General features: G+C 62.5%; 12 protein-coding genes and 1 pseudogene. All 13 read right to left on the bottom strand.

Features of this window, described 5'->3' with window-relative positions; genetic code table 11:
- Positions 1–83 precede the first annotated feature (83 nt).
- The gene (locus LDN82_RS09580) at positions 84–542 is read right to left on the bottom strand and encodes a hypothetical protein (protein ID WP_224167165.1); all 459 of its coding nucleotides are present in this window, start codon (positions 540–542) and stop codon (positions 84–86) included.
- 508 nt (positions 543–1050) lie between these two features.
- Positions 1051–3229: pseudogene (locus tag LDN82_RS09575) on the bottom strand (glycogen debranching N-terminal domain-containing protein).
- 46 nt (positions 3230–3275) lie between these two features.
- Positions 3276–4373: an alpha/beta fold hydrolase gene (locus LDN82_RS09570; protein WP_224167164.1), complete on the bottom strand. Its 1098-nt coding sequence runs from the start codon at positions 4371–4373 to the stop codon at positions 3276–3278.
- A gap of 28 nt (positions 4374–4401) precedes the next feature.
- Positions 4402–5319 (bottom strand): dioxygenase, encoded by a 918-nt coding sequence (locus tag LDN82_RS09565; protein WP_224167163.1) that lies wholly within the window; start codon positions 5317–5319, stop codon positions 4402–4404.
- 9 nt (positions 5320–5328) lie between these two features.
- Complete coding sequence (locus LDN82_RS09560) at positions 5329–6393, bottom strand: maleylacetate reductase (protein ID WP_224167162.1); 1065 nt, start codon at positions 6391–6393, stop codon at positions 5329–5331.
- A gap of 9 nt (positions 6394–6402) precedes the next feature.
- On the bottom strand, positions 6403–6978 hold the full coding sequence (locus LDN82_RS09555) for a flavin reductase family protein (protein ID WP_224167161.1): 576 nt from the start codon (positions 6976–6978) through the stop codon (positions 6403–6405).
- Between the two features lie 62 nt (positions 6979–7040).
- Positions 7041–8231, bottom strand: coding sequence for an acyl-CoA dehydrogenase family protein (locus tag LDN82_RS09550; protein WP_224167160.1), 1191 nt, complete (start codon positions 8229–8231; stop codon positions 7041–7043).
- A 154-nt stretch (positions 8232–8385) separates the two neighbouring features.
- Positions 8386–9300 (bottom strand): helix-turn-helix domain-containing protein, encoded by a 915-nt coding sequence (locus tag LDN82_RS09545; protein ID WP_224167159.1) that lies wholly within the window; start codon positions 9298–9300, stop codon positions 8386–8388.
- 449 nt (positions 9301–9749) lie between these two features.
- Entirely contained in the window at positions 9750–9941 is a 192-nt protein-coding gene (locus LDN82_RS09540; protein WP_224167158.1) for a hypothetical protein, read from the bottom strand.
- Between the two features lie 471 nt (positions 9942–10412).
- Positions 10413–11282 (bottom strand): CoA ester lyase, encoded by an 870-nt coding sequence (locus LDN82_RS09535; RefSeq protein ID WP_275965434.1) that lies wholly within the window; start codon positions 11280–11282, stop codon positions 10413–10415.
- Entirely contained in the window at positions 11279–11797 is a 519-nt protein-coding gene (locus LDN82_RS09530) for a MaoC family dehydratase (protein WP_224167157.1), read from the bottom strand. The genes LDN82_RS09535 and LDN82_RS09530 overlap by 4 nt, the downstream gene beginning before the upstream one ends.
- Positions 11798–11801: 4 nt before the next feature.
- Positions 11802–13910, bottom strand: a complete 2109-nt coding sequence (locus LDN82_RS09525; RefSeq protein WP_224167156.1) for a biotin carboxylase N-terminal domain-containing protein — start codon at positions 13908–13910, stop codon at positions 11802–11804.
- 8 nt (positions 13911–13918) lie between these two features.
- The gene (locus LDN82_RS09520; protein WP_224167506.1) at positions 13919–15463 is read right to left on the bottom strand and encodes a carboxyl transferase domain-containing protein; all 1545 of its coding nucleotides are present in this window, start codon (positions 15461–15463) and stop codon (positions 13919–13921) included.
- Between the last annotated feature and the right edge of the window lie 31 nt (positions 15464–15494).

The following is a 15494-nucleotide window of genomic DNA, read 5'->3' as shown; positions in this document are numbered from 1 at the left end:
GGAAGTCTCCGATCTGCTCGCCGACTCCGGGGCCGGGGACAGGGCAGAGGACGCCCGGTTCGGGGCCGACAGCCGACCGGCAGTCACGGCTGGTAAAGATGGCTGCGGCCCGCAACAGCTCGAAGACGCAGCAGCCAAAGCACGCAAAGGCGGAGCAGAAAGCCCGGGATCGCGGCGATGGCGACGGGACTGCTGTGGCCAAAGGCAACGAAGCCGCGGCCAAAGCTGAACCCAATCCCACTGCCCAGCGAAACTTCACCGACCCGGACTCCCGGATCATGAAGACCGCCGACGGGTCCTACCACTACTGCCACAACGCCCAGGCCGTGGTCGACGCCGACCACCAGGTCATCGTCGCCACCCGCGCTGAACAACATCGCAGTGGACGCGCAGCAGCTGGTCCCGAAGACCGAACGCACCGCCGAGACCCTGGGCCGGATGCCCGCCCAATGTACCATCGACGCCGGATGCTGCTCGGCGGAAAACCTCGAATACATCCGGCAGATCGAGGCCTCCAGCGAGGGCGGGACGAAGTCCTTCATCGCGACCGGCCCGCAAACACGGCGAAAAGGTTCCCGACGCACCTCGGGGCAGGATTCCGGCCAACGCCACACTACGGGAACGGATGGCGAGGAAACTGAAAACCAAGAAGGGCCGGGCCGCCCGGCGCAAAGCGATCATCGAACCGGTCGTCGGCCAGATCCGTACCATCAAGGCAAACACGTCCTCCTGCTCGGGCTTGAGCAAGCCGCCCCCGAATGGGAGCTCCTGACCGGTTGCCACAACCTGCTCAAACTCTTCAAACACGGGAAAACACGGGAAAACACCCGGATCCTAGCCACCGCAGGAGCCTAAAGGAACGACGGCGGAGCCCCGGAGGCACTGACAGGACCCACGACCACCAACCAAGCTGACCGGTCCCCGCGTTCACACCGAAAACCGTCAGGAACCAAGGCCGGCACCAGCAAGCAAGGTCACGAACTGTCAAGCCACCAAACCACTACAGACCCGCGCTCCTAGCCGGCTTCATGTCCATGGCCACTTTATGAATCAAGGTTCACTAAGGCGAATCTTGGACGGCCTTCCGGAGATTTTGGCGGAATCCAAACGATCCGCAAGTGACGGCTGTGCCTCCCGATGGAACACGATGCTGTCGGGCAACCCAGTGACCGTAATCTCGTTGCCCACTACGTCGATAGTGACCCGCGATCGGCCAACAGGCACGTTCTCAGCGTGGAGGTCCCCCCAGGTGTCTGGCAGGACTGGGTCTATCCAGATGCCGCCCTGGGATAAGTGCGCATCGTAGCGGCCCAGATACCGGAGCAACATCACCGGGGCGGCTGAAGACCAAGCCTGCGGAGAGCAGGCCGTCGGGTAGGGTATCGGTTTCGGGTAGCCCGAGCGGCTGTATCCGCAGAACAGTTCGGGCAGCCGGTTCTCCGTGTACGCGGCTGCTTCCATCAGCGCTGAGGAGAGCCGCTGCGCCTCCTTTACGAAGCCGTACCGCATAAGCCCTGCAACTATGAGCGCGTTGTCGTGCGGCCAGACGGACCCGTTGTGGTAGCTGACCGGGTTGTAGGCGCCCATGTCCGTTGCCAATGTCCGCACTCCCCAGCCGCTGAACATCTCCGGCGACATGAGACGCTCGACAACCTGGGGCGCCTTGTCCTCATCCACGATGCCGGACCACAGGCAGTGCCCCATGTTGGACGCGCACGCGTCGACCGGCCGTTTGTCCCTGTCGAGCGCAATCGCGTAGTAGCCGCGGTCCGGCAACCAGAACTGCTCATTGAACTGTTTCTTCAGCCGCCGGGCACGTTCCCGGAGATCAACTGCGAGAGCCCTGTCTCCGGCGTCGTACGCCATCCACGCCCGGGCGACGTATGCGCTGTAGACATAACCTTGTACCTCGCACAATGCGATGGGTGGCTCTGCGAGGTGGCCGTCGGCAAAATTGATTCCATCCCAGGAGTCCTTCCAGCCCTGGTTGATGAGACCGTGGTCGTTGAGGCGCTCATACTCGACGAACCCGTCCCCGTCACGATCCCCGTAATCCCGGATCCAGTCCAGCGCCCGGTCCGCGTGAGGTACCAGCGCCGCGACATCATCCGCGGCGAGTACCCAACGGCTGACTTCCCCAAGCAGGGTCACGAACAAGGGAGTGGCGTCAGCAGTACCGTAGTAGGCGGATTTGCCGCCGAGTGCCAGACCCGTGCCGACCCCGAGGCGGACCTCATGGAGAATCCTTCCGGGCTGTTCCTCTGTCAGAGGATCCACCACGTTGCCTTGGCGGTCGGCCAAAGTCTGCAGTGTGCCGAGGGCCAGTGACGAGTCAAGTGTAAGAATCATGAAGGAGCTCAGCAGCGAGTCCCGCCCAAACAGCGCCATGAACCACGGCGCTCCGGCGGCAACGACCATCCGGTCCGGATGCTGCGGATCAGTTATCCGAAGGGCTCCGATGTCACCGAAACTGCGCTGTATGGTTCGTTCGACGGACCGGTTCCCCATCCGAAGTAATGGGGTCGCGGCTTCCCAGGCCTGCTGTCGGAGGTTCTGGGGTGAGATGGTATCCCTAGAAGGGGCGAGGGTCGGATGCTCCGCCAATCCGGCGAGCTCCATCCTCGGCGTCACGGTCACGCGCATGCTCCATTCCCCATGTGCGGGGATAACAGTGCGGAAGCTGAGTCCATCGGTTCCGATGTCGGCTCCAGATGCGGCCACCATGATGCCCTTCCGCACGCCCTCCCAAATCCCCTCGATGGACAGCGACCCGTTCTTGGGCCGCCGCGTCCCACTGCCGATGGATCCGCCCGTCTTTGACTTCAAATAGGTCTGCGAAGTCGACATCCACCGAGAGCGCTACTTCGCAGTCGGTTTGCTGAGGGGCATAGTTGCGGATGGTGATGTCCTCGACAATGCCGGCGTGCACCTCGCGGCTGCGCTCCACCGTCAGTGGACTATCGGCCCGGCCGTTGGCAGACGGGATCGTTCCTATGTAGGTCCCCTCATACGGTGCACCAGCCCATGCGGCCAGCGGCTCCAGCGACCGGCCGTTAACAGTCAGGCACCAGCGGGACAGGATTCTTGTGTCCTCGTGAAAAACGCCATGGGGGTGATGTGGAAAAATGTCCCCGTTCTGGAGCGAAATACAGAAGGACGAGCCTTCCACCAGAGTTAGGACCCCTGCCCCAGTCGACCCCGCCGCGTTCTCTGCATTCCATCCGGTCATCGTTGACTCCTTCGAAGGTTTCACTCAGAGCCGAATCTACGCCGTCCTACGGAGTTCCGGCCAGCGAAACCACGCCCTTCCCTGGGGCCAGAACAATCTCCGGATCACTGCGGGAGGTGGACGTATCCAGGGGCGCATTGTGGGCGATCCTGGTTGCTATCCAGTCTGCAACGAGCCGGGCGATTTCGTCAGAGTTGGCTTCAAAGATCAGTCCGTGGCCGTTCCCCTCTATCCCTTGTTCAGGCAGATGGATCCATTCCACGGAAGCGCCTGCGGTTTGGAGAAAGTCGACGACTTGCGGGGCGAAGGCTGCGAAGACAGATGCGCCCCCTGTGAGGACCGCAACGGGCGTCCCTCTCAAAGCCGGGATCTTAAGTGTTCCGGCTGCGGCGTTGAAGGCTTCCTCGGCACTTTCACGATCGGGTTCGTAGGTCATGGGGGCGGCCGTCAGTCCCCAGTCCAGCCGGCCAATTCCAGGGAACTCGGCAAAGGCCGGCCCTATCGGTTCCACCGCGACGATCGCCTTGACGAGGTCCGGGCGTTCGTTGGCAGTGAGCCAGCCCGCGGGTGCGCCGGCGGAATGCGTGACCAGGACGGCGGGGCCGGTCAGGTCCAGGAGGCGGCCCAGACGCTCGGCATCCATTCTCTGGGACTCCGCGAGGTCCTCTGGCAGGGGGCCCATCGCGGCGACCAACTGATCAACTTCGTCCGATTCACTGGTGCGGGAGTATGACCATTGGGTTTGCTCGGTGGCTGCGTCGTCGGGATAGAAGAGCGACTTGGCGACTTCGTAAGGGAACGGCGCCCCCATCTCGCCAACCACACCGGGATGATAGGGGGATCGTCCGTGGCCAGGGCGGTCAACCACGTACACAACGAAACCGGCCTCGACAAACCTGGTCGCCCAGCCTGGCCGTCCATCGGGCGTGCCGGTCCAGTCCGTTCCCTGCCCACCCCCTCCGTGGATGAGGACCAGCGGGCAGGGATGGATTACCGTCTCGGGCGCCTCCCACGATGCAAAGAGCGGCGCGCGTTGAAGGGTGCCGTATGTACCGGAGATTTTTTCGCCGGCAATCCAAATCTGACCCCGTCTTGAGGTGATGAGCGGGTTGGCGGCACGATGGGGAGCAGTTGTAGGTCCCATGGGGAAACTTCCTTAGGTCGGGTTGCTTCTAGGCGCCTTTGGGGGCAAGGACGATGTCGAAGCGCGTACGGGCCCAGGTCTGGTTGCCGAGGCCGCGGCCGTCGGGAGTGGGACTGCCGGGCGCCTGCTGTTCGAACTTCTTGATGAGGGATTCCTTTACGCCGAACACGGAGTCGCCAATCTCAATCTGGGGGTCTCCGTCCACGAAGATGTGCGTCACGATGGTCCGCAGGCCGGGGGCGGTGACCATGAAATGCAGATGGGATGCGCGCATAGGGGACCTGCCCACGGCCTCGAGCATTTTCCCCACCGGTCCGTCGTGCGGGATCGGGTAGGGGGTCGGGGTGAGTCCCCAGAACGCGTACTTGCCGTTCTCGTCGGCGAAAAGGTGGGCCCGTCCGGCGACCCTTCCGTCGGTGTACTGGACGTCGTAGAAGCCGTCGTCGTCCGCTTCCCACACTTCGATGCGCGCCCGTGGAACCGGGTTCCCGTCGGTGTCGGTGACGGTTCCCTCGACCCAGCAGGGCTGGCCTGCCGCACCGCCGGCTATGTCGCCACCAGGCGGGATTTCGGGTGCGTCGTCCACAAAGAAGGGCCCGAAAACTGTGGCTTCGGTGGCGGCGGCGACGCCGGTGTGCATGGTGTTGTTGATGGCGATGGTCTGCATCGACAGGCCCAGCACGTCCGAGAGCAGGATGAATTCCTGGCGTTTGGCATCGGTGATGTGGCCCGAGGCGGTAAGGAATTCGATCCCGGTGTTCCACTCGTCTTCGGTAAGGCGTACTTCACGGACGAAGTTATGCAGGTGCCGGGTCAGGGACTGCATGATCTCTTTGAGGCGAGGATCTTCAGTCTTGTGGAAAGAAGCGACGACGGTGTCCACGAGTTGTAGCTCGACGGCGGCCTGCTCGGAGGAGATCGGTTGTGCTGATGAGGGTGCGGTCATAGCGGGTCCTTAGAGTCCAGGTGTGGTGCCGGACCAGGCAGCGGTCAGGAGCGCTTCGAGGTTCTCGACGGTGACGGTCCGCGGGTTCGAAGCGGGTATGAAGGGCAGGATGAGTTGTGCGGCTTCGGGGATGTTCTCCTCGGCCAAGCCGTAGTCTTTCAGCGCGGTGGGCGCATCGAGAGCCGCGCGCAGGGCGCTGAGCCCCTCAACGGCGGTGTCAGAGCCGAACGCCGCTGCGATCCGCCGCTCGGCCTCCGGTGCGAAGGGTGCGTTGAAGGCGAGCACGTAGGGAAGCACGGCGGCGTGGGTGTGGGCGTGGGGCATGTTGTATGCCCCGCCCACGACGTGGCAGATCTTGTGGTGTATCCCCGATCCTGCCGAGGCGAAGGCCACGGCGGAGAGGTACGCGCCATAGAGCGTCTCCTCCCGCCCGTCGCGGTCGTGTAGATCTCGCTTGATTGTGCGCAGCCCACGGTTCAGGGCCCGGATGCCCTCCGCGGCCAGCGTCTGGTTGATGGGGTCGGCCCGGGGGGCCCACATCGAGTCAACGCAGTGCGCGAGTGCGTTCAGGCCCGAAGCCACCGACAACCCCACGGGCAGTGCCAGCGTGAGGCGAGCGTCGTAAATGACGGTGACCGGTAGAACCTTATCGTCGACGCCGGTGGTCTTCCGGGCGTCCATGGTCAGACCCCAGACGTTGGTCGCTTCGGAACCCGCATAAGTAGTTGGCACCGCGACGATGGGCAGGCCCGAGGTCATCGCGATGGCCTTGGCCAGGCCGATGGTGGATCCGCCGCCGACGCAGACCAACAGGTCGATGCCAAGCTCGGCTGCGGCGGCGCGGCCCTTCTGCGCCTTCTCAAGCGGGACATGCGGGGCCACGTCGGCGTAGTTCAGGGCAACGTCGACGTCCTTCGTGATGCTTTCCGCAACCGCGGACTGGGATGTAGATGCAATGACCATGACCCTTTGCGCCCCCAACCGCGCGATCTCGGAGGCCAGATTCTCCCCGGCCTGCCCGGTCCCGAACAGCACACGCTGCCCGAGGGTGGTGTGCTCGAACGTCAGACTCATTTCCGCTTCCTACCCAACGACCGAGGCTTCGCTCAGCGAATGCCAGGCGCGATTGTGGTAGACGAGCGGGCGGGTGCTTTCCGCATCGTGTTCGATCTGGTCCGGAACGCTAACCTGAAGCACCCGGGCGGTCACGACGGTGGAGTCCCCGGCCTCCATCCGGTTGACGATCCTGCCGCGCAGCCACGCGTTGGCGCTGTGAAGTATCGGTTCTCCCGTGACAAGTCGGGACCAGGTCGATGTGTCGGCGAAGCGGTCGATGCCGCTGGTCGCGAACGTCTGGGCCAGTTCGAGCTGCCCGGCTCCCATGAGATGGACGACGATGGTCTCCGCATCGCGGATGGCTGGTGTGGACGAGGAAAGCGTGGAGAGCGAAAAAACCAGCAAAGGGGGGTTCGCCGAAACGGAGAACACCGAGCTCGCGGTGAGCCCGACCGGCCCGTTGACGCTCTGGGTGGTGATGACCGACACGCCGGCCGGATGGTTGCGGAAGGCGGCCTTGAAGTCGTCGGCGCTGACCGTTTCCGCGAATGCCGAGGCGGGACCGGCTGCGGGCCGGACTTGGTGTGCGGATTGAGATGTCATGGTCGCTCCTGGAAAGTGTGGGGTCGGTGCGGTGTGTAGGCTCTGCGTGGGCAGGCTGGTGGCTACTTCTTGACCAGGTTGAAGTAGCTCCACTGGGAATCCTCGGCCAGGCCGGTCAAGACCTTGCCGCAGTTCTGCAGGACGACCGGACCAGATGTGACGTGCTGCGTCCCGGCGTGCATGTCCCGGAAAAAGCGCTGCAGGTCTCCCGAACGCAGGGCAGCGGTGGCCGCCCACTTGTAGACGGTCATGCAGACATCGTGCGCGGACCAGGTGGCGTTGTTCAGCGCCAGCCGCGTGAGTGTTTCCTGCTCGCGGGTGAGTTTTTCGCCGCGGCCGAGAGTGACCTCGTTGCCGGACCAGACCTCGAAAACGAACGCCCGGGCGGAGCGGAGCTTCGCCTCGGCCTGGGCATACTCCGCGTAGTACTGCTCAGTGTCCACGCCGGCGCCGGGGCTGCCGGTTTTCTTCTGCGCCAGTTCACGCATCTCATCGAGCAGGCGGCGTGCGACGCCCAGGGCCCACCCGGCGTGGTTGATGCCGGACATGTTCGCCAGCCCCATTTTGTAGAGCGCTCCGCCGTTGAGAGGTTCCATAGTGGTAGCTGTGTAGGTGAACGCCGTCGGGACGAAGACGTCCTCGCAGACGTAATCGATGCTGCCGGTGGCCTTCAATCCCATGACATCCCAGTTGTCGATGAGCGTGGCCTGCTCCTTGGGGAGGGTAAAGATGAGGGCCCCACCCGTTTCCTCCACGATTGCGGCCGTGTGGATCCAGGAGGCCTCGGGCATGCCGGAGGCGAAGCTCCACGACCCGGTGAGCCTGTAGCCGCCCTCTACCTCGGTGGCCTTGCCCATGCGAGTGCCCTGCCCGGCTATCAGCGAGTAGCCGCCGTCGGGAAAGATCGTCCCGATAGCCTCGGCGCCCAGGTACGCGGCCGTGGTTCCTGTGATCATCTGCAGCGCCATGACGACCCAGCCCGCGGAGGCGTCGGCGTAGGCCACGGTTTCAATGGCCTCGATCACCTGCCGGGGCGAGGCCTCGTAACCGCCCACGGACCGCGGGATTCCCAGCCGGAAGATGCCAGATTCGTGGAGGGCCGCGGTCACTTCGTCCGTAAGCTGGCGCCCGGCCTCGTTGGCCTCACCGTTGGCCTTGAGCACCGGGGAGATGGCGTGGAGCCGTTCGAGCAGATCGGAAAAATCGCTCATTTCGTGCAGCTGGTTTGTCTCTTCGACGAGTTCCTGCGTCATGGTATTTTCCTCACATCTGTGTGTATGGGGCGCTTCAATGAGTGTTGCAGCTCACAGTCTCGGCTGACCTGGCATGGCGCGAACCGGCAAAGTACATGGCAGAACGAGACAAGGCGGGCCGAAAACCGGGGGGCGTGCGGTCCCCCCGCGGGGGCTACGGCTGGCGTGCCCGGCCCCGCTCCCTGGCCTCGCGTGCGGTGAATCCGAACTTGTTCCTGAAGGCCCTGGAGAAATGCGCCGCCGAAACGAATCCCACGGAGGCGGCAATGTCGCCGACCTGCACGTGCCCGGAACCCGTCTCGGTCAGGAGCTGATACGCCCGCTCCAGGCGGGTGTCCATGACGAACCGGGCGACGGAGGATTCCTCCACTGCGAACACCCGGGCGAGGTGCCTGTCGCTGATGCCCACGGCGCGGGCGATGCTCGAGGTGGTGAGGTCCGGGCGGTGGAGGTTTCTGCGGATAAAGCCCTTGGCCGTCAAGAGGTAAGCCTCCTGACTCGCGGGCCCGGCGTTCGACCCGACAAGGAGCCCGAAGAGATCAAGGGCTTCATCTTCCAGCAACGGTTCGGGGGCTGACGTGGACCGAAGGGTGCCTTGAATGACCCGGGCCAATGTGCGCACGTGCTCATCGGCCGCGGCGCTCTCCCTGCCCCTGAGCACGCGGGGCCTACCCGGGCTGCTGCCTCCGGTGTTTGCCCGGAAGACCTCGCGGGGCATTTCAAGGATGAGCTGCCTCATGGGCGTGTGGAACCCATACATGAAAGGCCGGTCGGCGTCATACAGAATCGCGTCACCGGCCCCCAGGGTCTCGAACCCGTCCTGATGGTAGTAGAAGGCGTTTCCCTCGAGGAGCAGGCACAACAGGACCGAGTCCGCGGGAAGCTGCCTGATCTTGGAGGCAGCACGTTCGATGATGTGGTCGTTGCCGTAGATCTCGGTGAACCTTAGCCGGCTCAGGCTGAGGTTGTACATGGTGCTGACCACACTGTCCTTGGCCAGTGTCGACACATTCAGGCCGATCAGCGACCGCTCGTTGCGTTCCTCCCACAACCCCACCCGGTGACTCACGGGAGCCTTCCTAGTGGAGAACACACTCACCGCAGGCGGCGTTCTCGTTTTAGCTCCGGTTTCAGATGCACCGCTTTCGATCGCGAGTTTAGACATCATTGTCGGACTCCTGGAATGCTCATTAAAAATCCGAATCTAGGTCAACGTGGTTCAGTTGGTGGGATGCTTGTTGGCCCAACCTGAAGCGACCGAAGCTCGGGCCCATACTTTCGTTTATCGTTTAGGTCTCATACCACCATCCGAACCAGGCAGCTGAGAGGAGGAGACGACCTTCTGGCCCCTCCCTCTCGGCAGATAGCGGTGGGAGCAGGGGGTGCCCTGTAGTCTGCCGTCCTCGTTCGGTATGTCCGACTCCAGTTGTCTGGTCCGGTACAGGCTGGAGGGAACACGCGGCGTCTTTCATCCTGCGGGCACTAAAGGTGGAGTGATGGCACAGTCGTCCGTCAAAATCACCGGGCATCTCTGGCCCCAGTTGCAGCCAGATAGCGCGAAGCCACCTGGGGGATGAGCGCCGTGGCCTCAGCGTCATAGGGGCCAAACATTTCAAGCTCGGCCGGAATGCGCTGTTGGTTCGCTTGCGAACGCATGGCGCCGCGGGTGTTGCCTCCTCTTGAGGCATTGATTATCCGCCGAGACTTCATGGCGGTTCCTTCTTTCTTATGAGTGCTGCCTTGAGCGATGACTCAAAGGAGGCGGAATGCCTCTGTCCTTAACCGTAGGAGGAGGCCGTAGCGCGAGATGTCCTAAGATCGCAGATAGCTGTCCGGTCCTCGCCGGGTCCGTGCCTACGCGCCCATGATCGTATTTCAACTCAGGTAGACATGATCGATGGGCGGGTAGTCGTACGGCGCATCGGGGGGAATCCACGCTGTGTAACCGCATTCCTTTTGAAAGAGTGCCCTCGGTTCGACCCATCCCCGTCGTAACCACAGCATGTCGCCGGCAGGCGTGACTGCCTCGACCAATCCGATGCGAACAGGTCGGCCGTTCCTTCGAATACAAATGATGCGGCCCGCTAAACAAGTCCAGTCTTCGATGTATGCGCTCATAATTTCGGCACCCTCTGATGTTCCCCACTCTCGGGGCTCTCTCGTTGTGATGGTTTCGTTTCGTCAGCGACCGGAAAGCGCCTCGGCCGTACTCACATTGCTGTCTGCTTCTGGACGGGTGCCCGAGCGTTCCGCGCGGGCGAGGACCTTTCGGACATGCCGCAAGATTGGTTCGTCCACCATGCGTCCTTCAAAAGCGAACACGCCGCCGGTCTTCTCTGCGGCGGCAAGGATCCGCCGGGCCTGCATAACCTCACTCTGCGTGGGAAGGAACGAGCTGCGGATGATCGGCATCTGTGCGGGGTGGATTGATACTTTCGCGGCAAATCCGCTTGCCTGTGCGTCGTCGGACTCCGTCTTCAATCCCGCAAGGTCAGCGAAATTTGTGTAGACCGAGTCAAGTGCGGGCTTTCCAGCCGAACCTGCCGCTAAGAGCACCTGGGAACGGGCGTGCAGGGCAATATCGCGATACTGTCCATTAGCCATTCGGCTGGTTACGCCGCCCAGCGAAGCCACCAAGTCTTCCGCTCCCCACATGAGGGCTACGACGTTGCCTTCCTCCGCAATGCTTGGCGCATTAAGGATCCCCTTGGCTGTCTCGCACAGAGCGATCACGGAGTAGCCTGCCAGCTTGACCAGGGAGTCCGCTGTCTCGGTCTTGGCCAGCATGATGTATCGGTAGCCGGTTTGTCTAAGCGCCCGCAGATCCAGCTCGAAGTCGCCTGTGTCCACTGGATTGACCCTGACGATGGTTCTGTTGGGATCCACGGGATTGTCGATGAGACTTTGTCTGGCGCTCTGCCGTTCGAGGGGAGCCACGGCGTCTTCGAGGTCCAGGATAATCGCGTCAGCACTGTCCATTGCCTTGGCGTACCGATCTGGCCTGTTAGCGGGGCAGAAGAGGATAGCTGGGCCCATGTCAAAAGCGGTCAAGGTTCCTTCCTTTCTGCCGGCCCAGACGCTTCGTGTGCTTCCCGGGTCCACATCAGGCAGGTGCGTGTCGCTTCGGCCACGACGACGGCGTCCTGGTTGCGTCCGGTGTGCTTCATGCTGGCTATCCCCTGACCTGGCCGGGAGGAGGACATTCGGACCTCCGTGATTTCGGTTTCGGTATAGAGGGTGTCGCCATGGAACATCGGGTGGGGAAATCGGACGTCGGTCAAGCCGAGCTGGGCGACGATCGTTCCCTCAGTCAGCTGGGACACTGATTGGCCGATCATAGTTCCGAGGGTAAAGAGCGAGTTCATCAGCCTTTGCCCGAAGGGCTGGGTGGCGCTCCAGGCGGCATCCAGGTGAAGGCCCTGATTGTTCATGGTCAAGGTGGTGAAGAGGACGTTGTCGGCTTCGGTCAGGGTGCGCCCGGGGCGGTGAACGTAAACGGTCCCCTCCTTCAGTTCATCCAGGTAAAGACCGCGCTGCTCTATGCGCTGGGTGTCAGTGATGTTCATGGAGTTATGCCTTCGCTTCAGCCATGTCCTTGGACTCTTCTTCCGTGTCGTTGCCAGTCGTCTCCGCTGGGAGGGGCTCGATGGTTGCCACGATCTGTTGGGCCTTGACCGGATCGCCGACTTTTAGGTTCAGCCTGACGATCCCGGTCATCGTGGCGTTGAGTTGGTGCTCCATTTTCATTGCCTCAATGGAGAGCAACGGCTGTCCCTCCTCGACGAAATCCAGGTCTGCCACGGATACGGCCATGGTAGTGCCTGGCATCGGCGAACGGACTTCCGGACAAGCCGCTCCGGGTTCCCGCTCGAGGGAGTTCAGGCGGCGTTTCACCAGTTCTCCACGGTCGACCTTCCTGGCAACCCCGTCCCAACCGTCGGTTCCAAGCCACACCGCCCCTTCGTCCGAGACCGCCGCCGACATCCGTCGGCGGATCCCGTTCACCGAGATCAAGCCGTCGCCAATGGTCCTGACGCGGAAGAGTTCCCCGTTGACCTCAAATGATTGACCATCCGATTCCTGCCTGATGGTGATCATGTGCGTTCCGCCGTCGGCGTCCAAATGGATCACGGTCCTGGCGTTGCCGCCTACCCTCCATGCGTCCTTACTTTTCCAAGGGTCGCCAACGAGTCCTTGTCGGCTCATGAGGGCGTGGGCAGCAATGGCCAGTTCCTCGCCGCCGAACGTCCTGAATTGCATCGATGAGATCTTGCGGTCAATCATCGTGGTGTCGAGGCGCCCGGCGGTGACATCCTCGTCACCGATGAGCAGCCGCAGGTACTCGATGTTCGTCTTGACACCCAGCAGCAGCGTTTCTGACAGGGCGCGGTCGAGTCTGCGGAGCGCTGTTCGCCTGTCACCGCCCCAGCTGATGATTTTGGCGATCATCGGATCGTAGTGCGGCGATACTTCCAGACCGTCGATGAGGGAGCTGTCTACCCGGATACCGGGGCCGGAGGGCTCCCGGATTTCAAGAAAACGGCCGATGGACGGTATGAAGCCTTGGCTGGGGTCTTCCGCGTAGACGCGCGCCTCGACCGCGTGTCCCTCCAGGGTCACGTTTGATTGGGCGATATCGAGGGTCTCCCCCGCCGCGATGCGCACCTGCCATTCGACCAGATCCAACCGTGCGCCGTGAACGCGCGCCACCTCCTCTGTCACCGGGTGTTCCACCTGAAGACGGGTGTTCATTTCCATGAAGAAGAACTCATCCGGGGCTTCATCGGAGACCAGGAACTCAACAGTTCCGGCACCCACATAGCTCACGGACCGGGCCGCTTCGACGGCAGCGGCACCTATGCGTTCTCGGATCTCGGTGCCGTTTGACAGGTTCTGGAGCAGCGGGGCGGGCGCCTCTTCGATGACCTTTTGGTGGCGGCGCTGAAGGGAGCACTCGCGTTCGCCCAGGTGGATGGTGTGGCCGTAGCGGTCAGCCAGGATCTGCACTTCGATGTGCCGCGGGGATCGCACCAGCCGCTCGAGGAAGAGGGTATCGTCGCCGAAGGAACTGCGCGCCACCCGACGGGCCGTTTCCAAGGCAGAGGGCAGGTCCTCGATTCGTTCGACGACATGCATGCCCTTGCCCCCGCCGCCGGCCGAGGGCTTGATCAGAAGGGGGAAACCGACCTTTTCAGCGGCAGCCATCAGCTGTTCATTGCTCAGGCCAGGCTCCGCGATCCCCGGCACTACGGGAACGCCATGGGTAATGACATGATTCTTCGAGCGAATCTTGTCGCCCATCATGTTGATCGAGTGGACGTCCGGTCCTATGAATGTAATGCCCTCGTCCTGCAACGCCCGCGCGAATGCGACGTTCTCGGAGAGAAAGCCGTAGCCGGGATGCACGGCCTGCGCGCCGGTTCGCCGGCAGGCATCGATGATGGCTTCAATGTTCAGGTAACTCTCGGCCGCGGGCGCGGAGCCTATGCAGACAGCGAGGTCGGCCTCCCGCACATGGCGCGCGTCGGCGTCCGCTTCGGAAAACACGGCGGCGGACCTGATTCCGAGCCGCCGCAGGGTGCGAATGACACGGCAGGCGATTTCACCGCGGTTGGCGACAAGGACGGTGTGGAACGTCCTTGGCATCTCGTTGTTGCTGATTCCTGAGGGTTGATTCATCGTCGTTCTCACATCCGAAAGAGGCCGAAGGAGGTTTCCGGCAATGGCTGGCGGGAAACAATATCGAGGGCCATCCCGAGGACACGCCGAGTGTCGGCCGGGTCGATTATTCCGTCGTCCCAGAGTCGGGCGGTTGAGTAGTAGGGGCTTCCCTGGTCTTCGAATTGCTGCTTGATGGGGGCCTTGAAGGCTTCCTCCTCCTCAATGGTCCACACGTCGCCCGCGGCCTCGAATTGCTCGCGTTTGAGGGTGGCCAGGACGCTTGAGGCCTGGTTGCCTCCCATGACCGAGATCCTGGCTGCCGGCCACATCCAGAGGAACCGCGGGGAATAGGCGCGCCCGCACATGGAGTAGTTTCCCGCACCGAAGGAGCCACCGATGACCACGGTCAGTTTGGGGACACGGGCAGTGGCGACCGCGGTGACCATCTTGGCACCGTTCTTTGCTATGCCACCGTGTTCGTAGTCTTTTCCAACCATGAATCCGGACAGGTTCTGCAGGAATAGAAGGGGAATACCGCGCTGATCGCACAGTTCGATGAAGTGCGCCCCTTTGAGCGCCGATTCGCTAAAGAGCACGCCGTTGTTCGCGACGACGCCCACAGGGTGCCCGTGAATGTGGGCGAAGCCCGTGACCAGCGTCGCGCCGTAATTGGCCTTAAACTCGTGGAATTCACTGCCGTCGACTAAGCCGGCGATAACCTCCCGAACATCATAGGAGGCATTGACGTCCACAGGGACCACCCCGTACAGGTCCTCCGGTTCGGTCAACGGCGGAAGGACAGCTTCTGACACCTGCCAGGCGGGGGACGCCGACGCTGGCAGGGTCGCGACAATATCCCGAACAATTTCCAAGGCGTGTTCATCGTTTTCGGCTAAGTGGTCAGCGACCCCGGAGATTTTGGTGTGGACCTCGCCCCCGCCAAGTTCCTCTGCCGTCACCACTTCGCCGATAGCCGCCTTCACGAGCGGTGGCCCGCCCAGGAAGATAGTGCCCTGGTTACGCACAATCACTGTTTCGTCGCTCATCGCCGGCATGTAGGCTCCGCCGGCGGTGCAGGAACCCATCACCGCGGCTATCTGCGGGATTTTACTCGCGGACATTTTGGCCTGATTGAAGAAAATGCGGCCAAAGTGATCCCTATCAGGGAAAACCTCATCCTGCCTGGGAAGGTAGGCCCCGCCCGAGTCCACAAGATAGATGCATGGCAGCCCATTCTCCAGTGCAATCTCTTGGGCACGAAGGTGCTTTTTTACCGTCATCGGGTAGTAGGTTCCGCCCTTGACCGTGGCGTCATTACAGACCACCATCACGTGCCGCCCATGGACCAGGCCGATGCCCGAGACCAAACCGGCACCGGGAGCATCACCGTCATACATTCCATTGCCGGCAAGAGGCGCTATCTCCAAGAATGGGCTTCCTTCATCCAGGAGCCGGTCAACACGTTCTCGCGGCAACAGCTTCCCCCGGCTGGCATGCCGCTGCCGGGAGCTCTCCGAACCGCCCAACGCTGCCTCCGCCAAACGCCCCTTTAGATCCTCGGCTAGCAACATCTGCCCGTTAGTGGCGACTGTGAAATTTCCT

The sequence above is a fragment of the Arthrobacter sp. StoSoilA2 genome (assembly GCF_019977195.1).
Taxonomy (GTDB): Bacteria; Actinomycetota; Actinomycetes; order Actinomycetales; family Micrococcaceae; genus Arthrobacter.
This window is presented reverse-complemented; position numbering and strand designations above follow the sequence as displayed.

Coding starts and splice junctions, on each gene's coding strand:
- LDN82_RS09580 (WP_224167165.1), bottom strand. CDS start 542: ATGAAGGACTTCGTCCCGCCCTCGCTGGAGGCCTCGATCTGCCGGATG.
- LDN82_RS09570 (WP_224167164.1), bottom strand. CDS start 4,373: ATGGGACCTACAACTGCTCCCCATCGTGCCGCCAACCCGCTCATCACC.
- LDN82_RS09565 (WP_224167163.1), bottom strand. CDS start 5,319: ATGACCGCACCCTCATCAGCACAACCGATCTCCTCCGAGCAGGCCGCC.
- LDN82_RS09560 (WP_224167162.1), bottom strand. CDS start 6,393: ATGAGTCTGACGTTCGAGCACACCACCCTCGGGCAGCGTGTGCTGTTC.
- LDN82_RS09555 (WP_224167161.1), bottom strand. CDS start 6,978: ATGACATCTCAATCCGCACACCAAGTCCGGCCCGCAGCCGGTCCCGCC.
- LDN82_RS09550 (WP_224167160.1), bottom strand. CDS start 8,231: ATGACGCAGGAACTCGTCGAAGAGACAAACCAGCTGCACGAAATGAGC.
- LDN82_RS09540 (WP_224167158.1), bottom strand. CDS start 9,941: ATGAAGTCTCGGCGGATAATCAATGCCTCAAGAGGAGGCAACACCCGC.
- LDN82_RS09530 (WP_224167157.1), bottom strand. CDS start 11,797: ATGAACATCACTGACACCCAGCGCATAGAGCAGCGCGGTCTTTACCTG.
- LDN82_RS09525 (WP_224167156.1), bottom strand. CDS start 13,910: ATGAATCAACCCTCAGGAATCAGCAACAACGAGATGCCAAGGACGTTC.
- LDN82_RS09520 (WP_224167506.1), bottom strand. CDS start 15,463: ATGTTGCTAGCCGAGGATCTAAAGGGGCGTTTGGCGGAGGCAGCGTTG.